This window comes from Arthrobacter sulfonylureivorans (assembly GCF_022637435.1).
GTDB lineage: Bacteria > Actinomycetota > Actinomycetes > Actinomycetales > Micrococcaceae > Crystallibacter > Crystallibacter sulfonylureivorans.
Genome location: NZ_CP093326.1, coordinates 814,510 through 833,881, shown reverse-complemented (window position 1 = coordinate 833,881; position 19,372 = coordinate 814,510). Strand labels below are relative to the sequence as shown.

The window sequence follows — 19,372 nt, the reverse complement described above, 5'->3', positions numbered from 1 at the left end:
GACCTAAACTAAGTCCATGCCCGAGACATTCAAAGCCGCGGATGCCGTAGAACTGGCCGTCGTTGAACGCAACGGTTTCATCGAATCCCGCCACCTGGGCTCCGCCGTCGTGATGGCCGCGGACGGCACCGTGGTGACCGAGCTCGGCGACATCACCGCCCCGATCTTCCCGCGCTCCACGCTCAAGCCCTTCCAGGCCCTGGCGGCGATGCAGTCCGGCGTCCCGCTGCGCGGCGACCAGGTGGCCCTGGCCTGTGCCAGCCACGTGGGATCGCTGGAGCACATGGACGTGGTGGAGGGCATGCTCAAGGCCGCCGGCCTGACCGATGCCGATCTGCGCTGCCCGCCGGCCTGGCCGCAGGACGAACAGGCGCGCGGCTGGCTGGTCCGCACCGACCGGGGCCAGCAGCGGCTGGCCTTCAACTGCTCCGGCAAGCACGCCGCCTTCCTGTGGGCCTGCGTGGAGAACGGCTGGAACACCCGCAACTATTTGGAGCCGAACCATCCGCTCCAGCGCCGGGTGATGGAAGTCCTTGAGGAATACGCCGAAGAGAAGATCGAGCACATCGCCGTCGACGGCTGCGGCGCCCCGGCGCCGGCGCTGTCCCTGACCGGCCTCGCCCGGGCCGTCGGCAAGCTGGCCAAGGCCCCGGCGGACAAGAACGCGGATGCCCGCGCGGCCACCATCGCCACCGCCATGCTGGACTACCCGTGGGCGGTCCACGGGTACGGCCAGGAGAACACCGTGGTGATGCAGGAACTGGAGATCATCGCTAAGTCCGGCGCCGAAGGCGTGATGGTGATGGGTACGCAGTCGGGGGTCTCGGTAGCGGTGAAGATCCTGGACGGCAGTTCCCGCGCCGGCTCGCTGATCGCGCTGACCCTGCTGGCCGCCTGCGACGCCATCGACGTGGACAAGGTCGGCCCGGTGCTGGAGGAAGTGGTCAAGCCGGTGCTCGGCGGCGGCCAGCCTGTTGGCCGGCTCCGGCTGGCACCGCCCATGGTCGCCCTGCTGGACTGAGCCGGAGCACCAGCTATGGGAGCACGACGCCGGATCTCGGCGGAAGAGGGCAACGCCGCGTTGGCTGCGTGGCGGGCGGGCGCCACCGACCGGAAGAACACCGCCACGGCGGTGCGGTACGCGCTGGAGGAACTTTCCGAGCGCGCTCCGGGCAACAGTGTGGAAGTGCGGGTACCGCCGTTCGGGGTTGCCCAGTGCATCGAAGGTCCGCGACATACCCGCGGCACTCCCCCGAACGTGGTGGAAACCGATCCCGCCACGTGGCTGGCACTGGTGACCGGCGCCCTCGGGTGGGACAGCGCCGTCGCCGACGGCAAGGTCGCTGCCTCTGGCCTGAGGGCCGGACTGGCTGACAGGCTGCCGCTCTTCGCCCGGTAGGCTGGAATGCATGACTTCTGAGCAAGAACCGGCCCGCGACGACCGGCAGGCTGAGCCGGAACACCGGGACGTCACCGTCCGCCGGGCGCCGAAATTCGTGCCCTTCGTCCTCATCTGGGCGCTGGTGGGCGTCATTGCTGCCGCCGTCTCCGCCTACACCGGACCGGAGAACCCCGACTTCACCCGCGGCACCATTTTCGCCTTCCTGGCCGTGCTGTTCGCACTGGCCGGCGTGCTGATCGGATCGCTGCTGTTCCTGGTCATCGACCGGGTCAGCGTCAAGCGTGCCAAGCCGGCGACGGCCGTTGCCGAGCCGGGGCAGGACGTCTCCGCTGGCTCCGTGGTGGACGCCGGCCAGTCAGATGCTCCGGGTCACGACCAGCCCGCCGCCCCCGCGAACCGCAATGAAGTTCCCGGCGAGTCCACGCAGCGGGACAGCAGCGCAGCTGCCGGCGGCGAACCAGACGGCGAATCCGAAGGCGAACGCCGGACGTAACCTGCCGGCCGACGGCCGTAATTCCCATCACCTCGGTGATGCTGTCCGCCGGGCACATGAGAGAATAAGCGGGTGGCACGCGGTGACGGAAAACTCTCCCATGATCTTCTTCCCGGCGAAAAGGGACCCCAGGATGCCTGTGGCGTCTTCGGCGTCTGGGCCCCCGGTGAAGAAGTAGCAAAAATGACCTACTACGGCCTGTACGCTTTGCAGCACCGCGGACAGGAGTCCGCCGGGATTGCAACCAGCGACGGCAAACGCATCAACGTCTATAAGGACATGGGCCTGGTATCCCAAGTCTTCGACGAAACCACGCTTAACACGCTGACCGGGCACATCGCCGTCGGCCATTGCCGCTACTCCACCACGGGCGACTCCACCTGGGCCAACGCACAGCCCACCCTGGGCGCTACTGCCACCGGCACGGTGGCGCTGGCACACAACGGCAACCTGACCAACTCCGCGGAGCTGTACGAGAAGGTGCTGGAGAAATTCGGCAAGCCCGACCGCGGCGAAATGGCCCAGGGCAATACCACTGACACCGCGCTGGTCACCGCGCTGATGGCCGGTCAGGAAGGCCAGTCGCTCGAAGAGCGCACGCTGGAACTGCTGCCCAAGCTGCGCGGCGCGTTCTGCTTCACGTTCATGGATGAAGGCACCCTGTACGCTGCCCGCGACCCAGCCGGAGTCCGTCCGCTGGTACTCGGCCGGCTGGAGCGCGGCTGGGTGGTGGCCTCGGAGACCGCCGCATTGGACATCGTCGGCGCTTCCTTCGTCCGCGAAATTGAGCCCGGCGAATTCATCGCGATTGACGAGAACGGGCTGCGCTCGCAGCGTTTCGCCGAGAAAAAGGCCGCCGGCTGCGTCTTCGAGTACGTCTACCTGGCCCGGCCGGACACCGCCATCAACGGCCGCAGCATCCACGCTGCCCGGGTGGAGATGGGCCGCAAGCTGGCGAAGGAACATCCCGTCGAGGCCGATCTGGTGATCCCCACGCCGGAGTCCGGAACACCGGCAGCCATCGGCTATGCCGAAGCCTCCGGCATCCCCTACGGCCAAGGCCTGGTCAAGAATGCCTACGTGGGCCGGACCTTCATCCAGCCCAGCCAGACCATCCGCCAACTGGGCATCCGGCTGAAGCTGAACCCGCTGAAGTCCGTCGTGCAAGGCAAGCGGCTGGTAGTGATCGACGATTCGATCGTCCGCGGCAACACCCAGCGGGCCCTGGTCCGCATGCTGCGTGAGGCCGGTGCGGCGGAGGTGCACGTGCGGATCTCATCGCCGCCCATCAAGTGGCCCTGCTTCTACGGCATTGACTTCGCCACCCGGGCCGAGCTGATCGCCAACGGCATCGGCGTCGAAGATGTCCGGGCGTCCCTCGGAGCCGACAGCCTCGGCTACATCTCCGAAGAAGGCATGATCGAAGCCACCGAACAGCCTCGGGAGCAGCTGTGCACCGCCTGCTTTACCGGCGAGTATCCGATCGAACTGCCGTCCGCGGACCGTTTGGGCAAGAATCTGCTCGAGCGCGGCGACGAACCGGAGCACGGCTCCTGCGACCCAGGGCCGGACTCGGACCTGGAGAACCTCCTGACCGCCGAAGACAAGAAAGAGCGAGTATGACCTCCCCCGAACAGGGCCAGATCACCTATGCCAGCGCCGGCGTCGACGTCGAAGCCGGCGACCGGGCGGTTGAGCTGATGAAGGGTGCCATCAAGGCCACGCACAACTCCAACGTGATCGGCGGGGTCGGCGGTTTCGCCGGGCTGTACGACGTCTCGGCGCTGCTGAAGTACCGCAGGCCGCTGCTCGCCACCTCCACCGATGGTGTGGGCACCAAGGTCGCCATCGCCCAGGCCATGGACATCCACGACACCATCGGCTTCGACCTGGTCGGCATGGTCGTCGACGACATTGTGGTGGTCGGCGCGGAACCGCTGTTCATGACCGACTACATCGCCTGCGGCAAGGTGGTCCCCGAGCGCATCGCGGACATCGTTCGCGGCATCGCGGCCGCCTGCGAGGTGGCCGGCACCGCGCTGGTGGGCGGCGAAACGGCTGAACATCCCGGCCTGCTGGGCGAGCACGAATACGATGTTGCCGGAGCGGCCACCGGGGTGGTGGAGGCCGACGCACTGCTCGGTCCGGAGCGGGTCAAGGACGGCGACGTCGTGATCGGCATGGCATCCTCCGGCATCCACTCCAACGGGTACTCCCTGGTCCGACGCGTGATCAACCACGCCGGCTGGGCGCTGGACCGTCAGGTAACCGAGTTCGGCCGGACGCTGGGCGAGGAACTGCTGGAGCCCACCCGCGTCTACGCCGCAGATTGCCTGGATCTGGCCCGCTTTGAAGCGGCCGGAGTCCACGGCTTCAGCCACGTCACCGGCGGGGGCCTGGCCGCCAACCTCGCACGTGTGCTGCCGCAAGGGCTGATGGCCACGGTGGACCGCTCCACCTGGGAGCTGCCGGCCATCTTCAAGCTCATCGCCGAACTCGGCAACGTGCCGCAGGCCGATTTGGAGCGGACGCTCAACCTCGGCGTGGGCATGGTCGCCATCGTGGATGCCGCCGGGGCCGATGCCGCCCTGCAGCGGCTGAACGAGCGCGGCATGCCCGCTTGGGTCATGGGGCAGGTTGCTCCCATTGACGCCTCGCTGGGCGGCGTCGACTTTGTCCAAGGCGCCAAGGGCGTGGACGGCGGGGCCGTCCACCTGGTCAATTCATACGCCTGAGCCGTCCCGGACACCCGACCGCCCCTGCACCGTAATCCGGTGCAGGGGCGGTTTTGCTTTGCCGGACATGTTGACGATCCATACCCGGTGGGACACTGGGCGTATGGGTGCGTACGTGGTGGTGGTGTTCATCCGGCCGGTGCGGGCCGGGCGCACGTTCCCGCGGAGCGACTGGCCGCTGCACATCACGCTGGCGCGCTTCGACAGCAAGGAGCCGGCCGACGGCGTAGGCGAGCGGATCGGCCGCGCATTCGCCGGCCTGCTGGAGTTTGATGTCCGCACCGGAGCGGACGACTTCTTCGGCAGAAACCATTCCGTGCCGGTCTCGCTGCTGGAGCCACATCCCCAACTGCAGCTGCTGCACGACCGCCTGTTCGACGCCCTCGGTACGGACGTCCACCTGCTCAGCCCGCAGCACGCCCGGCAGAACTTCCGCCCCCACATCAGCCACCAGGCGGAAGGACGGCTTCAGCCGGGCGAAGTTGTCCGCGTGGAGCAAGCTGCGCTGGTGGATATGCGGCCCGACGGGGATTCAAAACACCGGCGGGTCCTCGCCGTGTGGAACTTGGCGGGAAGTCTGGGGACAGCGCCGAAGACACCCTCCACCGCCCCTGAGGTCGGGCCAGCTCAGGGAATGGCGCCGAGAAATAGCCCCTACAGCCCCTGACCTGGACGACGGTGGGGGATCTGAATAATCAGCCCCACCGCCGGCAAGGAGACGGACTTTCCACGGTGCCGCGGCTACGCGCAGCCAGATTAAAGCCCCTCGGAGGCAACCCGGAACTGTGTTCAGCCCGGACCCCCTGATGGTTCAGGAGCGTTGAGCCTGACCGAAAGGGCCCTGACAGGAAGTAGCGACCGAAGCTGGCTAACCGACGTTGCGGCTGCCTTCGTCCTCGTCGTCGTCGTACTGATCCGCGTACTTATCCTCATAACCCGAATAATCCGGCTCAGGCGGAATATCGGAGAATGCGTCGGAGGTGTGGCGTTTCGCAGCGCCGAGTTCGCGCTGGAGAGCAGTGAGGTCAGTGGCCGGGCTGTAATACTTCATGTCCCGGGCTTGCCTGGTTGCTTTTGCCTTCTGACGGCCGCGCCCCATGGCGTGACCCCCTTTGTACGTCGATCCGGAGGTGGTCGCACGGCTTGCGCACGAGGCTCCGGAATAATTGATCAATTCTGTCGTACCTCTAGGGTACATGGTTTTCCACTCTGCTCGTGGCAGGGCGGCCAGTCGCCGCGAAGCGGCTCCCCCACGTCCGGAAACGACAAAATCGTGCCGCACAACGGGATTGTTGGCTAAAGTCATCGTGGACCAGTTCTCCTTTTCTCCTGGAGGACAACACGCACGGAAGGCAAGTTTCCCCATGAGCGAACAGGACAAGCGGCCTGACGACCGCGGGAGGCCTCCGCAGGAGCGCCCGGAGAGCCTCGACGCGGAGAACCTCGACCTGCCCGAACCCGATCTCCGCGTCAGTGCCGACGACGTCGAGCTCGAAGTCACTGCCGACGACGTTGAGCTCGAAGTCAGTGCCGACGACGTTGAGCTGGCTGAACCGCACCTGAGCCAGGCACACATCAGCGACGAAATTGCGGCCGAGGCCGACCTGGCGAATGTTGAAGCCGAAGCACAGGCCGTGGAGGAGGAAGCCGAGGCTGTTGGTCGGCTAGCCGGCGGCGAGCTCGGCGACGGTGCTATCAAGGCCAGCGGCACCGCACCTGCCGGAGCAGCGGCGGGCGATCAGGCCCAGGTGGACAACGCTGGGGTGGTCCCGGCCGCCGACGCACCGGCAGCCGGCCTCACATCACCCGCAGTCCCGACCGCGAACGCACCGGAAGCCGTCCCGCCGTCGTCACCCGCCGCCTCCACCACCTCACCCGCGGTCCCGCCGTCGGGTTGGGACTCCGCGCCGGCGAGCACCGACGGTTCCTCGCCGGAAAAGGAATGGTATTCGACCCCCGCCGGAGCCACACCCCCGAACGGCGCGGGCGACGACGCCGCCGCCGAGGATTCCGCTGCCGGCTCGGGTCGGAACATCGACTGGAAGCCGCTGATCATCATCGGCGCGGTGGTCGTTGTAGCCATCGTGATTATCGCCATCATCGTTTCCAGCCTGACCGGCAGCTCGCCGGCCGGCGGGGCGGCCAGCCCCTCGTCGTCCCAGAGCGAGACCGAGACGGCGAATGCCGACGGAGTGGTTGCCGAGGACGTCTCGCCGTTCGACTTCAAGCAGGGCCAGTGCTTCACCGAGTTCGAAGCCGTGATGCGCGACGCCACCGTGGTCACCTGCGACACCCCGCACACGGCCCAGCTGGTCGGAACGTTCTCCTACGGCGCCGATGAAGAGTTCCCGGGTGCCGACGAACTGAACATCAAGGCGCAGGCGGTCTGCACCGCCGTCGTCCTGAACGACGCCGCGGCAGAGGCGCCCGAGCTCAAGGACTCCTACGGGATGCCGTCCAAGGAAACCTGGGCCCAGGGCGACCGCAGGATCGATTGCTTCAAGATCGCCGCCGAAGGCGAACAGATCACCGGCACTCTGATCGGCCAGTAACTCGGCTGAAACCGAAAGTCCGGCGACCACCGCTGATGCGGCGTCGCCGGACTTTTCAGTTCCGGGAGCGCTCAGCGCTCCGGCCTTAGCCGTTGCGGACCGCGCCCACCTGTGCCTGCACGGTGAGGCCGCCGGCCCCGCCCTCGGCGCCGATCTCCGGCGCATCCACCAGCACGGTGTCGCCGTCGCTGATCTCACCGGCCAGCAGGCCGCGCGCCAGCTTGTCGCCGATCTCGCGTTGCACCAACCGGCGCAGCGGCCGGGCACCGAAGGCCGGATCGAAGCCGGTCAGCGCCAGCCATTCCCGGGCCGCGTCCGTGACCTCCAGGGCCAGCCGGCGGTCGGCCAGCCGGGCGCCAAGCGAGGCCACCTGCAGGTCCACGATCCGGGACAGTTCGTCGATGCTCAGCGGGTCGAAGATGATCACGTCGTCCAGCCGGTTGAGGAACTCGGGCTTGAAGCTCGCGTGCACCACGCCCAGGACGGCTTCGCGTTTCTTCTCCTGGTCCAGGGACTGGTCCACCAGGAACTGCGAGCCCAGGTTGGAGGTCAGCACCAGGATCACGTTGCGGAAGTCCACGGTGCGGCCCTGCCCGTCGGTGAGGCGTCCGTCGTCGAGCACCTGCAGCAGAATGTCAAAGGCCTCGGGATGGGCTTTCTCCACCTCGTCCAGCAGCACCACCGAGTAAGGGCGCCGGCGGACTGCCTCGGTGAGCTGGCCGCCCTCTTCATAGCCCACGTATCCGGGCGGTGCGCCGACCAGACGGGACACGGAGTGCTTTTCCGAATACTCGCTCATGTCGATCCGGACCATGGCGCGTTCGTCGTCGAACAGGAAGTCCGCCAGCGCCTTGGCCAGCTCCGTCTTGCCGACGCCGGTGGGCCCCAGGAAGAGGAACGAGCCGGTGGGCCGGTCCGGGTCGCTGATCCCCGCCCTCGCGCGCCGCACGGCGTCGGACACGGAAGCAACGGCTTGGCTCTGGCCGATCAGCCGGGAGCCGATGAACTCCTCCATGTGCAGCAGCTTCTGGCTTTCGCCCTGCAGCATGCGGCCGGCCGGGATGCCGGTCCACGCCGAGATGACTTCGGCGATGTCGTCCGCGGTCACTTCTTCGGAGACCATCAGGTCGCGGCCGGCGCCGCCCTGCTCTTCGGCAGCCTGGGCTTTGGCCAGTTCCTTCTCCAGCGTCGGGATCTCGCCGTACAGGATCCGGGAAGCCTCCGCCAGGTCGCCCTCGCGCTGGGACTTGTCCGCCTGCGAGCGCAGCTCGTCCAGCTTCGCCTTCAGGTCGCCCACTCGGTTCAGCCCGGCCTTCTCCGCTTCCCAGCGGGAGTTGAGGCCGGCCAGTTGTTCCTTCTTGTCCGCCATGTCGGCGCGCAACGCTTCCAGCCGCTCCCGCGAGGCCGCATCCGTTTCATTAGCCAGCGCCAGCTCTTCCATGGTGAGGCGGTCGACGGCGCGGCGCAGCTGGTCGATCTCCTCCGGCGCCGAATCGATTTCCATCCGCAGCCGCGAGGCGGCCTCGTCCACCAGGTCAATGGCCTTATCCGGCAGTTGCCGGCCGGAGATGTAGCGGTTGGACAGCGTCGCGGCGGCCACCAGGGCCGAGTCGCCGATCGAAACCTTGTGGTGCGCCTCGTAGCGCTCCTTGAGCCCACGCAGGATGCCGATGGTGTCCTCCACGCTCGGCTCGCCCACGTAGACCTGCTGGAAGCGGCGCTCCAGCGCCGGGTCCTTCTCGATGTTCTCGCGGTATTCGTCCAGCGTGGTGGCCCCGATCAGCCTCAGCTCGCCGCGGGCCAGCATCGGCTTGAGCATGTTGCCGGCGTCCATCGATCCCTCGGACGCCCCCGCGCCCACCACCGTGTGGATCTCGTCGATGAAGGTGACGATCTGCCCGTCGGAGTTCTTGATCTCCTCCAGCACGGCCTTCAGCCGCTCCTCGAACTCGCCCCGGTACTTGGCGCCGGCCACCATGGCGGCGAGGTCCAGCGACATCAGCGTCTTGCCGCGCAGCGATTCGGGCACGTCGCCGGCCACCATCCGCTGTGCCAGCCCCTCCACCACGGCGGTCTTGCCGACGCCGGGCTCGCCGATCAGCACCGGATTGTTCTTGGTCCGGCGCGAGAGCACCTGGATTACGCGGCGGATTTCAGCGTCGCGGCCGATCACCGGATCCAACTTGCCGGACCGCGCGATGGCGGTCAGGTCGGTGCCGAATTTCTCCAGCGCCTGGAATGTGTTCTCGGGATCCGCGCTGTTGACCTTCCGGTCTCCGCGCACACCCGGCAGGGCGGCGAGCAGCGCCTCATGGGAGGCCCCGGCGTCGCGCAGGATCTTCCCGACGGCGGCACTGTCCGTCGAGAGCCCCAGCAGCAGGTGTTCGGTGGAGACATAGGAATCCCCAAGCTTCTCGGCCTCCTGCTGTGCCGCCTGCACCGCCTGGAGTAAACCCCGGGAATACTGTGCCTGGGCTACGGAAGACCCCGACGACGACGGCAGCGCCTTGATCGCGGTACTCGCCTGCACGCTCACCGAATCCGGATCGGCCCCGGCTGACTTCAGCACGGCAACGGCCACGCCGTCGCGCTGGTCCATCAGCGCCTTGAGCAGGTGGGCCGGCTCGATCTGCGGATTGCCCGCCGTCGACGCATTCATGGCGGCGGCCGACAGCGCTTCTTGGCTCTTGGTGGTGAATTTAGCGTCCAACGTTCATCTCCCTTTTCGCTCCGTGATGGATCCGGCCAGCCGCAGCGGTGCTGGTCAAATTGACTAACTTGAGTCTAGTCAACTCAACTTTCAAAGTAAAGTTATCCACAGGCTGCGGCACCCGTTGACACCTACCATCCTGTCCCTACCCCGGCCTGCCCGGAAGTGCCCCGGACGCCTAGGCTGTAGGCGGGACGTGCTCAAATATTCTGAACCGAGGTGGGCGGTCAATGGAAACGATGCTGGAAACGGCCCGGCTGCTGCTGAACCAGCCGACTCCCGGAGACATCGACGCCATGTTCCGCATCCTTTCCGACCGGCGCACCACGCGCTTCAATCCTTCGGACGCGCTGCAATGGAATGAGGAAGCCGACGGCCTGTTCCAGCGATGGGAAGCGCAGTGGGAGAACCACGGGGTGGGCTACTTCGCCGTCCGCCTGCCCGGCCGCGAAGAACCCATCGGTTTCGCCGGGGTCAAGCACGTCTCGTTGTCCGGCCGGCCGGTGCTGAACCTCTATTACAGGTTCGACCCCGCCGTGTGGCACCGAGGTTACGGGCGCGAGGCGGTGGGTGCCGTCGTCGTTCATATCAATGAGTTCCTGGAGCTGCCGCCCGTCCTGGCGCTGGTTCATCCGGACAACGCCGCCTCCATCCGCATCGTCACGTCGCTGGGCTTCGAACGCCATGCGGCGGCTGCCATCAGCGGCCCGGACGGCTACCAAGATGCATATGTGCTGAACTGGGACCGGCAGCTTTAGTATCCGGACAAGGAGTCCCATGGAAATCATCCCTGCAGCGTCGCTGAAGGAACAGCGGTGGCGGAACGGCGGCGGAGTGACCCGGGAGGTGGCCGCCGGCGACGTTGGCGCTGACGGGCTCCCGGCGTGGCGGCTGAGCCTGGCGGACATCGGTACCGACGGCAGCTTCTCCGAGTTTCCCGGCATGGACCGGATCTTCACCGTGGTGGACGGCGACGTCGCCTTCCTGACCGTGGACGGAACCCAGCACCAGATGGAGCGCTTCCGGCCGTTCCGGTTCGACGGCGGCAGCAGCGCCGAATGCAGCCTGCCCACCGGACCGTGCCGTGCGCTGAACGTGATGGCACGCCGCGGGGCCTGGGGTGCGGGGCTGTTGATCGTCGAACTCTCCAAGAAGCGGCCGCTGGCCGTTGCCGACGGACAGTTCCTGGTGCTGCTGCAGGGCCAGGCGCAGGCGACGGCGGACGGCACGGCCCACCCGCTGAAAGCCTACGACACAGTGGCCGGCTCGGCGGTTCCCGCGGAGGTCAGCGGGCGCGGCTTCGCGGCGCTGGTCTCGGTTTATCCGGACGAGGACTGAGCGCGGCTCATTGACTGGTGACCAAGGCCGGCTGGTGACCAGGCCGGCGAAGGTGGCGGCCTCCGGCCAGGCGTGGTCAGGACTCTCTTACTGCCCGCTTACCGCCCGGCGGCGGACTCTACCTTGACGGCGGAGACCTCGAATTCCAGCATCACGCGGTCCGAAACCAGCATGCCGCCCGAATCCAGTGCCGTGTTCCACTTGACCCCGAACTCTTGGCGGTCGATGCGCCGGGAACCTTCGAAGCCTGCGCGCAGCTGGCCGCCGGGGTCCCGTTCCACGCCGATGAAGTCGATCGGCACCGCCACCTGCTTGGTGACGCCGCGGATGGTGAGGTCGCCGTTCACAATAAAGTTTCCGGCCTCCACCTGGTCGATCCGGGTGCTGACGAACGTGATCTCCGGGTAGTTTGGCGCGTCGAAGAAGTCGTTGGTCCGCAGGTGCTCGTCGCGCTGCGGGCTGCGGGTATCGATGCTGGCGACCTTGATGGTGAGCCTGACCGAGGAATTGGCAGGGTTGTCCACGTCTGCGTGGATGACGCCCTCGATGTCGTTGAACGCTCCCCGGACTTTGGTCACCATGGCGTGGCGGGTGGAAAAGCCGATGCGCGTATGCGCCGGATCGAACCGCCACTCGCCGGATAGATCCGAAGTCAGTTCGGACATGGCAGAGCCTCCTCCTCGTGGGCACAGGCGCTGTCTCCCCCAATGACTGAACGATGCGCCTGGCCGTCCCCTTCAGCCGCGTGCGGCTCGTGTGGTAATTCCAACACATAATGGGGAGCAATGCACCACATTGACGCTGAAATTCCGAGCCGGTCCTCCGGCGGCAAACGCGCGCGCGCCCGGTGTGCTCCAGCCCCTGTCCCGGCCCGCCGGGGACCAATACACTGATGCCATGACCACCGCGAACGAGATGCCGTCATCAACTACCCAGTTACCGGCGGACGATTGCTGGAAATTGTTCCGCAGCGCCGACTTCGGCCGGCTCGGAGTCATCGTCGAGTCCCACCCGGAGATCTTCCCTGTCAATTACGTGGTGGACCACGGAAGCATAGTGTTCCGTTCCGCCCCGGGAACCAAGCTCGACGCTGCCTTAGCGAATGAGGTAGCGATGGAGGTCGACGGCTTCAATCCGGACACCAGCGTCGCGTGGAGCGTGGTGGCGCGAGGCAGCGCCCAGCGGATGACCAGCATCGACGACGTGCTGGAATCGGCCATGCTGCCGCTGTTCCCGTGGCAGTCCGGCGAGAAGAACAATTTCGTCCGCATCGTCCCGTCCGTCGTGACCGGACGGCGGTTTGTGGTGCCGGCCTCGGCCCGCCGCGGCCCGGGGCTCAGCGACAGCCACCGGTTCCGGATCGAGTAGGGCGCTGCCCGGCGGCCGATGCGCGCGGCCCGGTAGGACGCTGTGGGGCGGCCGGCGGTGGCCGCCGGCGCGGGCAAGCCGTGGAGATCAGCGCCAGTTGGCAGTGCCCGGCTGATAGCCGGCGACAAAACCGCGGAACGTCCGGTCGGTGGACACTATCTCCTTGCCCAGCGGCGTGAGGGAGACCGGAATCATTTTCAGGTTCGCAATCGCCAGCGGGATTCCGATGATGGTGATGGCCTGCGCGATGGCGGTCAGCACATGCCCGATCGCGATCCAGATGCCGGCAACCAGTAACCAGATGATGTTTCCCAGCGTGGACAGGAAGTAGGTGCGTCCGCCTCGGTCCACCACCATGCGCCCGAACGGCCACAACGCGTAGCCTGCAATCCGGAACGACGCGATGCCGAATGGGATGGTCACGATCAGCAGGCAGCACACAATGCCGGCCAGGAAGTATCCCAAGGCCAGCCAGATGCCGCCGAAGAGCAGCCAGATAATGTTCAGAAGGGCCTTCATCCCACTATTCTGACTGCTGCTGCCGCCGACCGCTATGCGGGGCGCCCCTGAATAACCCCTGAGCTGCAAGGCCCTGCCCTCCAACGATCGGAAAGCGGGCGTGGCCGCGTGTGGGGCGCCCATCCATCGCCCAGGTCAGGGCTAGGCGCCGAGATCATCCTCCACGGCCCCTGCCCTCGTCGTTAGGACGGGGGTCCTCGCCGAGATCACCCCGCACACCCCCTGATATGGACGACGACGATGCATCTGGCCACGGATCACCCCGCCTGCGGCAGCGAAGGCACCCGGCAGCGAAGGCACCGTGCAGCCAGGGCCGCGGGCAGCACGAAGGCCGCGGGGTAGCCCTTCCAAATGGAGGGTCAGCCCTGCGGCCTTCGTTAGTGCGGATGGGTCCGGAGCCGGGCCCCGGCCTGGCTAGCCGGCTTGGCTAGCTGGTCCGGCGCTTCTCCTGCGACGCCGGAGCCGTTGCGCGGCGCGGTCCACGCCGTGCCGGACGCTCGGCAGCCGGTGTTTCGGAGCGGTACACCGGACGGGTGCCGCCGGCAGAACGCTGCGAACCGCCGGCGGCGCGCTGGGCGCCGCCCGTGCGACCGGCACCGCCGGAGCGTGCACCCGAGCCGGCGCGGCTACCTGCTGCGGCCTGGCCCTGGCGCCCGCCGGAGCCCGAGTTGCCGGTGGCGCTCCGGTGGCTGCCATGGCTGGGGGCCGCAACGTCCTGTGAGCGGCCACCACGGTTCTCGCCGCGCGAGGACTGGCGCTGGCCGCCCTCGGACCGACCGCCACGCGCGGCGCCGGCCTGCTGGCGGGCTTCGCCGGCGCGGGCTCCTTCGCCGGTGCGGGCTCCTCCGCCACTGCGGGAGCCTCCGCCGCTGCGGCCACTGCCGGTTCGCAGGGCACGCTTGCGCTGGGCGTTGGCGCCGGTAGAGGTACCGCCGCCGCGCTGGGGCTGCTTCGATGCCTGCTGCTGGGCCCGCAACTGCGGATCCACCGGTACGGCGACCTCGCCCACCAGGTTCGCCAGCAGTTCGGAGGAGGCGGTGACGTTCTCGAAGGCCACGTCCACGCCGGCGGCCTTCATCAGTTTGCCGACTTCGAGACGCTGTTCCGGCAGCGCCAAGGTCACCACGGTGCCGTCGGAACCGGCGCGGGCGGTCCGGCCGGAGCGGTGCAGGTACGCCTTGTGCTCGGTGGGCGGGTCCACGTGGATCACCAGTTCCACCTCGTCCACGTGCACGCCGCGGGCCGCCACGTCGGTGGCCACCAGCACGCGCACGCTGCCGGTGGAGAACTCGGCCAGGTTGCGGTCACGGGCGTTCTGCGACAGGTTGCCGTGCAGGTCCACCGCCGGGATGCCGGCAGCCGTGAGGGCCTTGGCCAGCTTGCGGGCGTGGTGCTTGGTGCGGGTGAACAGCACGCGTCGGCCGGTGCCGGCGGCGAGCTTGTTGAGCACCTGCTTCTTTTCCGAAGCATCGCGGGTCACCAGCACGTGGTGTTCCATCGTGGTGACCGCGGCCTGCGGGTCGTCCACGGAGTGGGTCAGCGGGCTGGACAGGTAACGCTGCACCAGCTTGTCCACGCCGTTGTCCAGCGTGGCGGAGAACAGCATGCGCTGGCCGCCGGTCGGTGTGGTGTCCAGCAGCTTCTTCACCACGGGCAGGAAGCCCAGGTCGGCCATGTGGTCTGCCTCGTCCAGGACGGTGATTTCCACCGATTCCAGCGTGATGATCTTCTGCTTCATCAGGTCTTCAAGCCGGCCGGGGCAGGCAATCACAATGTCGACGCCGGCGCGCAGCGCCTTTTCCTGCCGCTGCTGCGAAACGCCGCCGTAGATCACGGTGGTGTTCAGGCCCAGCTCGACGGCCAACGGTTCAATGGTGTTGTTAAGCTGCGTGGCCAACTCGCGGGTCGGCGCCAGCACCAGGCCCAGCGGGCGTCCCGGCTTGCGGAAATGGGCGGCTTCGCGCTCGGCCAACCGTGCCACCATCGGCAGCGCGAAGGCCAGGGTCTTGCCGGATCCGGTGCGGCCGCGGCCCAGCACGTCACGGCCGGCCAGCGTATCGGGCAGCGTCTCGGTCTGGATGGGGAAGGGGGCCTCAATGCCATCGGCGGCGAGCTTCGAAACGAGGGGCTTGGGCACGCCAAGGGCAGCAAAAGTAGTCATAATAAAGTGCGAATATCTTCCGGTCAGTGTCCCCGCGGCAGGTTAGCCCAGGGTCGCCGAAGAAAAATCAGACAGTGCCAACCGCCCCGGATCAGCCCGGTCACGTCATCTGACGGAAAAGCGGCGGTGCAAATGAAAGCGTTCATCGACGCAGGAAAACGCGTCTATTGCGTTTTCGAGTACCCCCAGTCTAACAGCACGGCCGGGCCGCACCCGCACTGGCGATACGCTGGTAGGGATGACCAGCAACTCCCCCACCCCTGATTCTTCCGCGTACGACGACGGTGCGCGCCTCACGCCGCCCATCCACCTCGCCCAGCCGGTCAGCTTTGTGCGCCGCGGCTCGCGGCTGCAGGGCCGGCGCCAGCAGGCCTGGGACGAATACGCCCCGAAGTTCGCCGTCGACCTCCCCCGGGACGGCGGCGACACCACCGTGGACCCGGACTACGTCTTTGATGCGGCGGCAGCCTTCGGGCGCTCCGCGCCGCTGGTGGTGGAGATCGGCTCCGGCCTGGGCGAAGCCGTTTGCCATGCCGCCGAACAAGATCCGGAACGGAACTTCCTGGCCCTGGAGGTCTACCGTCCCGGACTGGCGCAGACCCTGCTGCGGATCGGCCAGCGGGATCTGGCCAACGTCCGCGTTGCCCAGGTCAACGCACCGGACGCCCTGGCCACCATGCTGCCCGAGTCTTCGCTGTCCGAGCTCTGGGTGTTCTTCCCCGACCCGTGGCACAAGACCCGCCACCACAAGCGCCGACTGGTGCAGGAAAGCTTCGTGGAGCTCGCTGCGCGGGTGCTGCAGCCCGGCGGGACCTGGCGGCTGGCCACGGACTGGTCCGACTACGCCATCCAGATGCGCCGGGTCGTCGATGCCTCGCCGGACTTCAGCAACCTGCACGAAGGTGAGCGCACCGGCGCGGACAGCCCGTTGACCCAGGTCTGGGAGAGCGGTGTCGAAGGGGTCGTCGGCGGCGCGCCGGTCCGCGAGGGCAAGGTCCCCGTCAGCACCGGCAACGCCAGCACCGGCGAAGGCATGGACGAGCTGGGCGGCTGGGCACCCCGCTTCGACGGCCGGACCATGACCAGCTTCGAGCAGAAGGCGCACGACGCGGGACGGATGATCTTCGACCTCGCCTACCGCAGGAACTGATCCGCTCCGCTCCCCGGCCGGACTCAGTTGGTGGTCACTGCCGCCAGCGTGGCATCCGCGTCGTTGCGCAGTTCCACCAGGGCGATTTCGTCGGTGTCCATGGCGCAGGACGCGGTGAGGGTGGCCCGGCCGGCCGGGGTGGCCTGCCAGGATGCCACCTGGTAGGTGTAACCGGACTTACCGGTCACCCACAGGGTGAGGATGCCGTCCTGGGGCAACTTCTCCCCGGCCACGTCCATCTCCGTCCCCCAGGTCTTGTGCACCAGGGCCAGCTCAACCTGCAGGCCGCCGTCGGCAGTCATGGTGTAGGTATCCGACGGCGGTTGCGGCTGCTGGGCCAGCAGCGGCCCGACCGATGCCCCGGCCACCAGGCACACCCCCGCCACGGCTGCCACCAGCCCGGTCCACCGGCGTCGTTCTTTCCGGCGCCGCAGGGCCAGTTCATCCACGAGTTCGCGGGTGCGTTCCTCGAGTTCTTGCGGCGGCGGGGATTCCAAGTCCAGCGCCGCGCCGCGCGGCAGCGCGTCCAACAGATCCGGCAGCGATTCCAGTTCGGCCGCGTCACGCCGGCACTCCAGGCAGTCCGCCAGATGCTCTTCGAATGCCGCCCGCTCATGACGGTCCAGCCCGCCCAGGATATAGAGGCCGAGCAGTTGGTGCTGTTCCTCGCTGGTGTTCACGACTGACCCACCCCCATCTCATCCAGTACCGACCGCAGGGCCTTCGCGGCATAAAACGCGCGCGACTTCACGGTGCCCAGCGGAATGCCCAGCGACTGCGCAGCCTCGGCAGCGGTGAGCCGCTGGTAGTGCAGGGCCAAAATGATGTTGCGGTGGTCCGTACTGATTCGTGCCAGGGCTTCCTCCATGACCACGCGCAGCAGTAGTCGATCAAACTGGTCTTCTTCAATGGCGGGCTCGTCCTCGCCCCATCCGGTCTCCTCCGGCCTACGGCTGCGGCGCCGGTAACCGTCGATGATGACGTGCCGGGCAGTCTGGTACAGGTAGCCGCGCATATTCTCCGTTTCCGGGCCGCGCTTCCACACCCGCAGGATCGTTTCCTGGACAACGTCCTCCACTTGGTCCGCGTTGGAGGTGGCGGCGCGCACGAACCGCCGCAGCGCTGTGGCATGCTCGCGGTAGAGACGGGCCACAGCCTCGTCATCGAGTGACACGGCCGCCTCCTCCCTGGCCGGGAACCGCCCTGTCGCTAACCGACGGCGGTCGCTAACCGGCGGCGCCGGTGCCGTCCCGGCTCTTCTATCCAGTACGACGACGGCGGCGGCCTTCCGGTTCAGCCGCACCGAAAATCGCCAGTGGCGGAAATCCCGATCGCCCGGCGTTGAACCATTGTGGGCGCGTGCGGCGTCTTTTCCAATAGCGGGTCGCGCCCCGCGGCACCGCACTCCGGGCAGCACCCGGGAGACGGCAAAGGAACCCTCATGAAAATCACACAGACAGCCCGGGCCGCCCTGCTGGCCGCTGGCATGCTGGTCCTGGCCGGTTGTGGCGGCAACTCCGGCACGGAAGAGCCCGCAGCGACACAGGCGCCGCCGGCGAGCGAATCCGGCATGGCCACAGAATCGTCTTCCCCGCAGATGTCGGAGGGCGGGCAGACCGGCGGGGAAATGGCCGGCGCTACCGACACGCTGGCCACCGCGGACACCAACCTCGGCAAAATCGTTGTAGACGGGGCAGGCATGACGGTCTACTACTTCACCAAAGACGTTCCCGACTCGGGCAAGAGCGCCTGCACTGGCGATTGCTTGGCGGCGTGGCCGCCTGTGCTGGCTGAGACAGAGCCGAAACTCGACGGAGTCACCGCCAAGGTCGGGCTCATCGACACTCCCGATGGGAAGCACCAAGTCACCCTCAACGGCATGCCCATCTACTACTGGGCCCAGGACAAAGCCCCCGGCGACACCACCGGGCAGGACGTGAACGAGGTCTGGTACGTCGTCGCCCCCAACGGAGACATGATCAAGTAATCCGCGCCACCATCCGCCCGCAGCTGCCCAGTTGGGGCAGGGTAGCTGCGGGTTCCCTTGCCACGGCACGTCCGCCTGCGCTCCCCGGTCCGTGCTCGCAGAGGCCGCGCCAGCAGCCTGCCTCCACAGGCGCGGTTCGGGAACCGGATGTCCACACCCGTCCGCCCCGGGATAGCTGGCAGGGCTGCCGCCGTCTTACCGTGAAGCCATGGACAGCCATACCAGCATTGCCGAGATGCCCGAAGAAGACCGGCCGCGCGAGCGCCTTGCGCGTTTCGGAATGCGCCGACTGCGCGACGCCGAAGTCATGGCGCTTGTGGTTGGCTCCGGATCGCGCACGGCCAGCAGCGTCGAACTGGCGCACGCGGTCCTGAAGAAACTGGGAGGTCCGGCCGGGCTTCGGGAAGCCTCGGTCGAGGAACTGCTGGCCGTCCCGGGGGTGGGCGGAGCGCTGGCCGCCCGCATTGCCGGCGCCATGGAACTGGCGCGACGGGCGGCTGCACGCGAACGGATCAGCGCTGCGGGCGCCAAACCACCATCGCTTGGCTGCGCGGACGAGGCCGCTGGCCGCGGACCAGACTGACCACGTCGCCGGCAAGCCCGGCGGCGAACACGCGGCTGGAATCGGCGCGGCGCTGCCTGGCCATCAGTTCCTCGGACAGGTCCTGGACCTGGGCCCGCAGGGCTGCCACCTCGTTCTGCAGCTGGAGGATGCGCTTGATCCCTTCCAGTGAGACGCCTTCCTGGGACAGCCGCTGGACTTCGCGCAGCGTGTTCACATCCTGCTGGGAGTAGCGGCGCTGTCTGCCCCGCTGGCGCGATGGGGAGACCAGCCCCAGGCGGTCATACTGGCGCAGGGTCTGCGGGTGCATGTCGGCCAGTTCGGCGGCCACCGAAATCACGAAAATCGGCGCATTCATATCTATACCCACGGTGCTCTCCCTCCTGCGCTGCGCG

General features: G+C 67.6%; 21 protein-coding genes. 13 read left to right on the top strand and 8 right to left on the bottom strand.

The window, feature by feature from the left end; translation table 11 throughout:
- Positions 1–16 precede the first annotated feature (16 nt).
- The 6 genes from MNQ99_RS04050 (at position 17) to MNQ99_RS04025 (ending at position 5,297) form a co-directional block, all read left to right on the top strand.
- Positions 17–1,021 (top strand): asparaginase, encoded by a 1,005-nt coding sequence (locus MNQ99_RS04050; protein WP_127512934.1) that lies wholly within the window; start codon positions 17–19, stop codon positions 1,019–1,021.
- Positions 1,022–1,036: 15 nt separating this feature from the next.
- On the top strand, positions 1,037–1,399 hold the full coding sequence (locus MNQ99_RS04045) for a sterol carrier family protein (RefSeq protein ID WP_241914534.1): 363 nt from the start codon (positions 1,037–1,039) through the stop codon (positions 1,397–1,399).
- Positions 1,400–1,409: 10 nt separating this feature from the next.
- On the top strand, positions 1,410–1,895 hold the full coding sequence (locus tag MNQ99_RS04040) for a hypothetical protein (RefSeq protein ID WP_241914533.1): 486 nt from the start codon (positions 1,410–1,412) through the stop codon (positions 1,893–1,895).
- 72 nt (positions 1,896–1,967) lie between these two features.
- Positions 1,968–3,518 carry an amidophosphoribosyltransferase gene (gene purF / locus MNQ99_RS04035; RefSeq protein ID WP_127512936.1) on the top strand — a complete coding sequence of 517 codons (1,551 nt, stop codon included), beginning with the start codon at positions 1,968–1,970 and terminating at the stop codon, positions 3,516–3,518.
- Positions 3,515–4,630: a phosphoribosylformylglycinamidine cyclo-ligase gene (purM, locus tag MNQ99_RS04030; RefSeq protein WP_127512937.1), complete on the top strand. Its 1,116-nt coding sequence runs from the start codon at positions 3,515–3,517 to the stop codon at positions 4,628–4,630. The genes purF and purM overlap by 4 nt, the downstream gene beginning before the upstream one ends.
- 103 nt (positions 4,631–4,733) lie before the next feature.
- On the top strand, positions 4,734–5,297 hold the full coding sequence (locus tag MNQ99_RS04025) for a 2'-5' RNA ligase family protein (protein WP_241914532.1): 564 nt from the start codon (positions 4,734–4,736) through the stop codon (positions 5,295–5,297).
- Between the two features lie 201 nt (positions 5,298–5,498).
- Here MNQ99_RS04025 and MNQ99_RS04020 read toward each other — a convergent pair whose 3' ends face one another.
- Entirely contained in the window at positions 5,499–5,729 is a 231-nt protein-coding gene (locus tag MNQ99_RS04020; RefSeq protein WP_127512939.1) for a DUF3073 domain-containing protein, read from the bottom strand.
- A gap of 265 nt (positions 5,730–5,994) precedes the next feature.
- Between MNQ99_RS04020 and MNQ99_RS04015 the strand changes: the two genes are divergently transcribed.
- Positions 5,995–7,182 carry a septum formation family protein gene (locus tag MNQ99_RS04015; protein WP_241914531.1) on the top strand — a complete coding sequence of 396 codons (1,188 nt, stop codon included), beginning with the start codon at positions 5,995–5,997 and terminating at the stop codon, positions 7,180–7,182.
- An 85-nt stretch (positions 7,183–7,267) separates the two neighbouring features.
- Here MNQ99_RS04015 and clpB read toward each other — a convergent pair whose 3' ends face one another.
- Positions 7,268–9,892, bottom strand: a complete 2,625-nt coding sequence (gene clpB, locus MNQ99_RS04010) for an ATP-dependent chaperone ClpB (RefSeq protein WP_127512941.1) — start codon at positions 9,890–9,892, stop codon at positions 7,268–7,270.
- A gap of 230 nt (positions 9,893–10,122) precedes the next feature.
- Between clpB and MNQ99_RS04005 the strand changes: the two genes are divergently transcribed.
- Together MNQ99_RS04005 and MNQ99_RS04000 are read left to right on the top strand one after the other, a co-directional pair.
- Positions 10,123–10,650 carry a GNAT family N-acetyltransferase gene (locus tag MNQ99_RS04005; protein WP_127512942.1) on the top strand — a complete coding sequence of 176 codons (528 nt, stop codon included), beginning with the start codon at positions 10,123–10,125 and terminating at the stop codon, positions 10,648–10,650.
- A 19-nt stretch (positions 10,651–10,669) separates the two neighbouring features.
- Complete coding sequence (locus MNQ99_RS04000; RefSeq protein ID WP_241914530.1) at positions 10,670–11,230, top strand: HutD/Ves family protein; 561 nt, start codon at positions 10,670–10,672, stop codon at positions 11,228–11,230.
- 98 nt (positions 11,231–11,328) lie between these two features.
- Here MNQ99_RS04000 and MNQ99_RS03995 read toward each other — a convergent pair whose 3' ends face one another.
- Positions 11,329–11,895 (bottom strand): YceI family protein, encoded by a 567-nt coding sequence (locus MNQ99_RS03995; protein ID WP_241914529.1) that lies wholly within the window; start codon positions 11,893–11,895, stop codon positions 11,329–11,331.
- 232 nt (positions 11,896–12,127) lie between these two features.
- Between MNQ99_RS03995 and MNQ99_RS03990 the strand changes: the two genes are divergently transcribed.
- Positions 12,128–12,598, top strand: a complete 471-nt coding sequence (locus MNQ99_RS03990; RefSeq protein ID WP_241914528.1) for a pyridoxamine 5'-phosphate oxidase family protein — start codon at positions 12,128–12,130, stop codon at positions 12,596–12,598.
- Positions 12,599–12,685: 87 nt separating this feature from the next.
- Here MNQ99_RS03990 and MNQ99_RS03985 read toward each other — a convergent pair whose 3' ends face one another.
- Complete coding sequence (locus tag MNQ99_RS03985) at positions 12,686–13,117, bottom strand: YccF domain-containing protein (protein WP_127512945.1); 432 nt, start codon at positions 13,115–13,117, stop codon at positions 12,686–12,688.
- A gap of 427 nt (positions 13,118–13,544) precedes the next feature.
- Positions 13,545–15,278, bottom strand: a complete 1,734-nt coding sequence (locus MNQ99_RS03980; RefSeq protein ID WP_241914527.1) for a DEAD/DEAH box helicase — start codon at positions 15,276–15,278, stop codon at positions 13,545–13,547.
- A 238-nt stretch (positions 15,279–15,516) separates the two neighbouring features.
- Here MNQ99_RS03980 and trmB point away from each other — a divergent pair, with 238 nt between their 5' ends.
- Positions 15,517–16,428, top strand: coding sequence for a tRNA (guanosine(46)-N7)-methyltransferase TrmB (trmB, locus tag MNQ99_RS03975; RefSeq protein WP_127512947.1), 912 nt, complete (start codon positions 15,517–15,519; stop codon positions 16,426–16,428).
- Between the two features lie 23 nt (positions 16,429–16,451).
- Here the strand turns inward: trmB and MNQ99_RS03970 are convergent, their stop codons facing one another.
- Positions 16,452–17,108, bottom strand: coding sequence for an anti-sigma factor family protein (locus tag MNQ99_RS03970; RefSeq protein ID WP_127512948.1), 657 nt, complete (start codon positions 17,106–17,108; stop codon positions 16,452–16,454).
- The gene (locus tag MNQ99_RS03965; RefSeq protein ID WP_127512949.1) at positions 17,105–17,602 is read right to left on the bottom strand and encodes a sigma-70 family RNA polymerase sigma factor; all 498 of its coding nucleotides are present in this window, start codon (positions 17,600–17,602) and stop codon (positions 17,105–17,107) included. The genes MNQ99_RS03970 and MNQ99_RS03965 overlap by 4 nt, the downstream gene beginning before the upstream one ends.
- A gap of 267 nt (positions 17,603–17,869) precedes the next feature.
- Between MNQ99_RS03965 and MNQ99_RS03960 the strand changes: the two genes are divergently transcribed.
- Both MNQ99_RS03960 and MNQ99_RS03955 read left to right on the top strand, forming a co-directional pair.
- Positions 17,870–18,415, top strand: a complete 546-nt coding sequence (locus tag MNQ99_RS03960; RefSeq protein ID WP_241914526.1) for a COG4315 family predicted lipoprotein — start codon at positions 17,870–17,872, stop codon at positions 18,413–18,415.
- 208 nt (positions 18,416–18,623) lie between these two features.
- A complete protein-coding gene (locus tag MNQ99_RS03955; protein ID WP_127512951.1) occupies positions 18,624–18,998 on the top strand; it encodes a UPF0758 domain-containing protein in 375 nt (124 codons plus the stop codon).
- Here MNQ99_RS03955 and MNQ99_RS03950 read toward each other — a convergent pair.
- A complete protein-coding gene (locus tag MNQ99_RS03950) occupies positions 18,928–19,335 on the bottom strand; it encodes a heat shock protein transcriptional repressor HspR (protein ID WP_241915262.1) in 408 nt (135 codons plus the stop codon). The two genes, MNQ99_RS03955 and MNQ99_RS03950, sit on opposite strands and share 71 nt — an antisense overlap.
- Positions 19,336–19,372: the final 37 nt, after the last annotated feature.